The organism is Mycobacterium sp. (assembly GCF_046095365.1).
Classification (GTDB): Bacteria; Actinomycetota; Actinomycetes; order Mycobacteriales; family Mycobacteriaceae; genus Mycobacterium.
The window spans coordinates 1-4445 of record NZ_JBJTJF010000008.1; the positions used below are offsets into that span (position 1 = coordinate 1).

The 4445-nt window shown below is 73.7% G+C and carries 5 protein-coding genes; all 5 read right to left on the reverse strand.

The genetic code is table 11. The annotated features are described in order from the left end of the window. A partial coding sequence (gene ribD / locus ACKOQ4_RS00355) for a bifunctional diaminohydroxyphosphoribosylaminopyrimidine deaminase/5-amino-6-(5-phosphoribosylamino)uracil reductase RibD (protein ID WP_526287670.1) occupies positions 1 to 830 on the reverse strand: 830 nt, incomplete at its 3' end. Then, complete coding sequence (gene rpe / locus ACKOQ4_RS00360; RefSeq protein ID WP_526287672.1) at positions 827 to 1513, reverse strand: ribulose-phosphate 3-epimerase; 687 nt, start codon at positions 1511 to 1513, stop codon at positions 827 to 829. The genes rpe and ribD, both read right to left, overlap by 4 nt. Before the next feature lie 19 nt (positions 1514 to 1532). Continuing rightward, positions 1533 to 2912 carry a transcription antitermination factor NusB gene (locus ACKOQ4_RS00365; RefSeq protein ID WP_526287674.1) on the reverse strand — a complete coding sequence of 460 codons (1380 nt, stop codon included), beginning with the start codon at positions 2910 to 2912 and terminating at the stop codon, positions 1533 to 1535. Continuing rightward, positions 2909 to 3838 (reverse strand): methionyl-tRNA formyltransferase, encoded by a 930-nt coding sequence (gene fmt, locus ACKOQ4_RS00370; RefSeq protein ID WP_526287676.1) that lies wholly within the window; start codon positions 3836 to 3838, stop codon positions 2909 to 2911. The genes ACKOQ4_RS00365 and fmt overlap by 4 nt, the downstream gene beginning before the upstream one ends. 48 nt (positions 3839 to 3886) lie before the next feature. Beyond that, positions 3887 to 4423 carry a LemA family protein gene (locus tag ACKOQ4_RS00375; protein WP_526287678.1) on the reverse strand — a complete coding sequence of 179 codons (537 nt, stop codon included), beginning with the start codon at positions 4421 to 4423 and terminating at the stop codon, positions 3887 to 3889. Positions 4424 to 4445: the final 22 nt, after the last annotated feature.

A 4445-nucleotide genomic window follows, 5' to 3' on the forward strand; every position in this document is an offset into this window, starting at 1 on the left:
CCGGCCAGCGTCGGACCGCCTTCCAGGAGCACGTCTGTCCGGTCGGACAGCGCCCGGATCACCTCGTGGGGGTCGCGGGTCCGCAGCAGCATCGTGGGCGAATCGTCATTGAGCACATGGGATTCCGGTGGAATCTCCCGCTCGCCGACAACGACCCGCAGTGGCTGGCGCTGGGCGATCGTGCCGTCGGGGCGCCGGGCGGTCAGTGCCGGATTGTCGGCGAACACCGTGCCGGGTCCCACCACGATCGCATCCGCCGCCGACCGCCGCCGGTGCACATCGGCGCGCGCGGCCTCGCTGGTCACCCACCGCGAGGACCCGTCCGCCGCCGCACTGCGGCCGTCGATACCGGTGGCGAACTTCCAGGTCACATGCGGCAGGCCGGTGCGCTGCTTGTGCAGCCACTCCCGCAGCGGCCCGGCCGCGGCCTCGTCGGCGCACACCCCGGCACTCACCGCAACGCCGGCCGCCCGAAGGCGCTGCGCCCCGCCGGCCGCGACCGGGTTGGGGTCGTCGAGCGCGTAGACCACCGCCGCCACCCCGGCCTGCGTCAGGGCCTCGGTACACGGGGGTGTGCGGCCGTGGTGGTTGCACGGCTCCAAGGTGACCACCGCGGTGCCGCCGGCCGCCCGTTCCCCCGCCGCGCGCAGGGCAACCACCTCGGCGTGCGCTCCCCCGGCCGTCTCGGTCGCGCCCACCCCGGCGATCTGGCCGTCGGGCGCCAGGATCACCGCTCCGACAGGCGGGTTCGGGTAGGTCGAGCCCTTGACCCGCCGGGCCTGCTCGACGGCCAGAGCCATCGCGGCGGCGATCCGCTCGGGTGTGGTCATACCCGAAGGTGCGGTGAGGCGGCGCCGGCCTGCCGTCGCAGCGCCTCGACGGCGGCGGCCGGGTCGCCGGCGCCGTACACCGCCGAGCCGGCCACGAAGCAGTCCACTCCGGCTTCGGCGGCCTGCTCGATGGTGTCGGCGTTGATGCCGCCGTCGATCTCGATCAGGATCTTCAGCTCGCCGGAGTCGACCAGCCGGCGCACCCGCTGAACCTTCGAGAGCACCTCGGGGATGAAGCTCTGCCCGCCGAAGCCGGGTTCGACCGACATCACCAGCAGGGTGTCGAAATCCCGGAGTATCTCCAGATAGGGCTCGATCGGCGTGCCCGGCTTGACCGACAGCCCGGCCTTGGCGCCGGCGGCGCGGATATCCCGCGCCACCGCCACCGGATTCTCGGTGGCCTCGGCGTGGAACGTGACGTTGTGGGCGCCGGCCTCGGCGTAGGGCGGCGCCCAGCGGTCCGGGTTGGTGATCATCAGGTGGCAGTCCATCGGGATGTCGGTCGCCTGGAGCAGGCTCTCCACCACCGGCAGGCCCAGAGTCAGGTTCGGCACGAAGTGGGCGTCCATCACGTCGACGTGCAGCCAGTCCGCGCCGTCGACGGCGGCGGCCTCGCTCGCCAGCCGGGCGAAGTCTGCGGACAGGATCGACGGGGCGATCATCGGCCTGCTCGGTGTTGCCATGGCCCTCACTGTAGGGCGATCACCGGTTCTTGCGAAGCGCGGCGGCGAACATCGCGTCGGTGCCGTGCCGGTGCGGCCACAGCTGGACGTAGGGCCCGTCGCCGAGGTTTGCGACCGGCTCGAACAGCGGCCGGGCGTCCAGTGCGGTGACCGGGTGCCGGCGCAGCGCGTCGGAAACCACGCCGACGGTCTCGGCCAGGTGCGGCGAGCAGGTCGCATACAGCACCACCCCGCCCGGCCGGGTCAGCCCGATGGCCGAGGCCAGCAGTTCGCGCTGCAGTCTGGTCAGCGCGGCGACGTCGGCGGGGGTGCGCCGCCAGCGTGCCTCCGGGCGGCGCCGCAGCGCACCCAGACCGGTGCACGGGGCGTCGACGAGTACCCGGTCGAAACCTTCTGCCGGGGGGCTCAATTCGCGACCGTCGGCCCGCAGCACCTCGACCGGCAGACCCCGGGTGTTCTGCTCGACGAGCTCGGCGCGGCGCGGGTTGGGTTCGACTGCCGTGACGCCCGCTCCCCGCTGCGCGGCGATGGCCGCCATCAGGGCGGTCTTGCCGCCCGGTCCCGCACACAGGTCCAGCCAGCGGCCGCCGTCCTGGCCCTCGAGCGGGGCCAGCGTCAGTGCCCGCGCGACCAGCTGGCTGCCCTCGTCCTGGACCAGCGCCCGTCCGTCGCGCACCGCCGCCAGCCCGCCCGGGTCTCCGCCGCCGAGGTAGACCGCGTACGGCGAGTAGCGCCCCGGCTGCCCGTCGACCGCCTCGGCCAGTTCGGCCGCGGTGAGCACACCCGGGCGGGCCGCGAGATGCACGACCGGGCGGGCATCGTCGGCGGCCAGCGCCGCGTCCAGTTCGCCGGCGTCGGCTCCCAGCGCGTCGGCGAAGGCCTGGGCGATCCACCTGGGGTGCGCCCTGGTGAAGGCGGCACGACCGATCGGGTCGTCGGAGGCGGCCGGGGCCAGCTCGGCGACCCAGGAAGGCTCGTCGCGCCCGGCGATCCTCCGGAGTACGGCGTTGACGAACCCGGCTCGGGCCGAATCGAATTCGATTCCGGCCTGCTCGACCGTGGTGGACACCGCGGCATGCTGGGCGACGTTGGTGCGCAGCAGCTGGTAGGCGCCCAGCCGGAGCAGGTCGAGCAGCACCGGGTCGATCTTGTCGACCGGACGGCCTGCGGCCGCGGCGATGACGGCGTCGAGCAGTCCGCGGGTTCGGCAGGTGCCGTAGGTCAGTTCGGTCGCGAAGGCGGCGTCGCGGCCGGTGATGGCGCGCTCGGCGAGCAGCGCCGGCAGGGCCAGGTTCGCGTAGGCGTCCCGTTCGGAGACCGCGCGCAGCACGTCCAGGGCGGCGCGTCGGGCCGGATCCAGCGGGGCGCGCGGCGGGCGCCCGCGCCGCCGGTCGCTCACGTGGCGACCGCCCCGTCGTCCGGCCGCGCCCCCCGCGCCCAGTCGGCGGCGGACATCGCTGTGCGGCCCGGGGGCTGCACCTGCCCGAGGACAACCGGCGCCGATCCGGTGCCCACCCGGACCGCCGAGCGTTCGACGCTGATCACCCCGGGCGCCAACCGATCGGCGGCCTCGTCGACGGTGACCGGGCCCAGCTTGACCCGCAGGTCGGCGATCATCGTCCAGGCCCCGGGCGCCGGGGTGACCGAGCGGATGCGGCGTTCGATCACATGAGCCGGCAGATCCCAGCGCACCCGGGCGGACTCGACGGTGATCTTCGGCGCGGTGCTGATTCCGTCGGGGGGCTGCGCAACCGGGCACAGCGACCCGTCGGCGATCCCGTCCATGGTCGTCTCCAGCAGTCCGGCGCCGGAGTCGGCCAGCCGGGCCAGCAGCTCCCCGGCGGTGTCACCGGGACGGATGGTCTCGGTGACCACGCCGTAGACCGGCCCGGAGTCCAAGGCCGGTTCGATCAGGAAGGTCGTCGCCCCGGTGACGGCGTCGCCGGCGGCGATCGCGGCCTGCACCGGCGCCGCGCCGCGCCAGGCCGGCAGCAGCGAGAAATGCAGGTTGACCCAGCCGTGCGGGGGCACCGCCAACAGGTCGGGCCCCAGCAGCGCCCCGTAGGCAACCACGGCACAGCAGTCCGGGGCCAGCGCGGCCAGTTCTGCGGCGAACTCCGGGGTGTTCGGGCGCGGCGGGCGCAGCACCGGGATACCGGCCTCCAGCGCTGTCCGGGCGACCGGCGAGGGCCCGGGCCGGCCGCGCCGGCCCGCCGCCGCATCGGGACGGGTGAGCACAGCCACCACCTCGTGGCGAGGCGAGTCGATCAGCCGGCGCAGTGCGGGCAGCGCCGGGTCGGGGGTGCCGGCGAAGACGATTCGCATTGGGCTACCGGTGATTTCGGTAGGCACGGACGGTGAGACCGGCGCCGGTCATTTCGGTACCTGGAAGTACTCCCGCTCTCCGACACCCGCCATCCCGGCGACGAACATCCACGGGATCGTGCTGCGCAACCGGTTCACAGTCGCCGCCGAGTCGTTGTAGTACTGGCGGGCGAAGGCGAGTCTGTCCTCGGTGTCGGCGAGATTGCGCTGCAGATCCAGGAAGTTGTTCGAGGAGTTCAGTTGCGGGTAGGTCTGGCCCAGCGCGAGCACCTGGCCAACCGCCGAGTCGAACTGTTGCTCGGCAGAGCTGCGCCGGGCCACCGACTTGCCCGAGGTGGCCGCGGTCAGCGCGGCCTGGGCGTCGGCGATGCGGCCGAGCACGGACTTCTCGTGGGCGGCGAACCCCTGAACGGTGCTGACCAGACCGGGAATCAGCGACGCGCGCCGGGTCAGTTGCACGTCGACGCCGCCGAGTGCCTCGTCGGCCTGCACGTCGGCGGACCGGAGTTTGTTGTAACCGGCCACGAAGCCGATCAGAACCGCCACCGCCGCCAGCAGTGCCAGCACCAGCACCCAGGTCACCATGAACCGCCTCCTCCTCCACCAC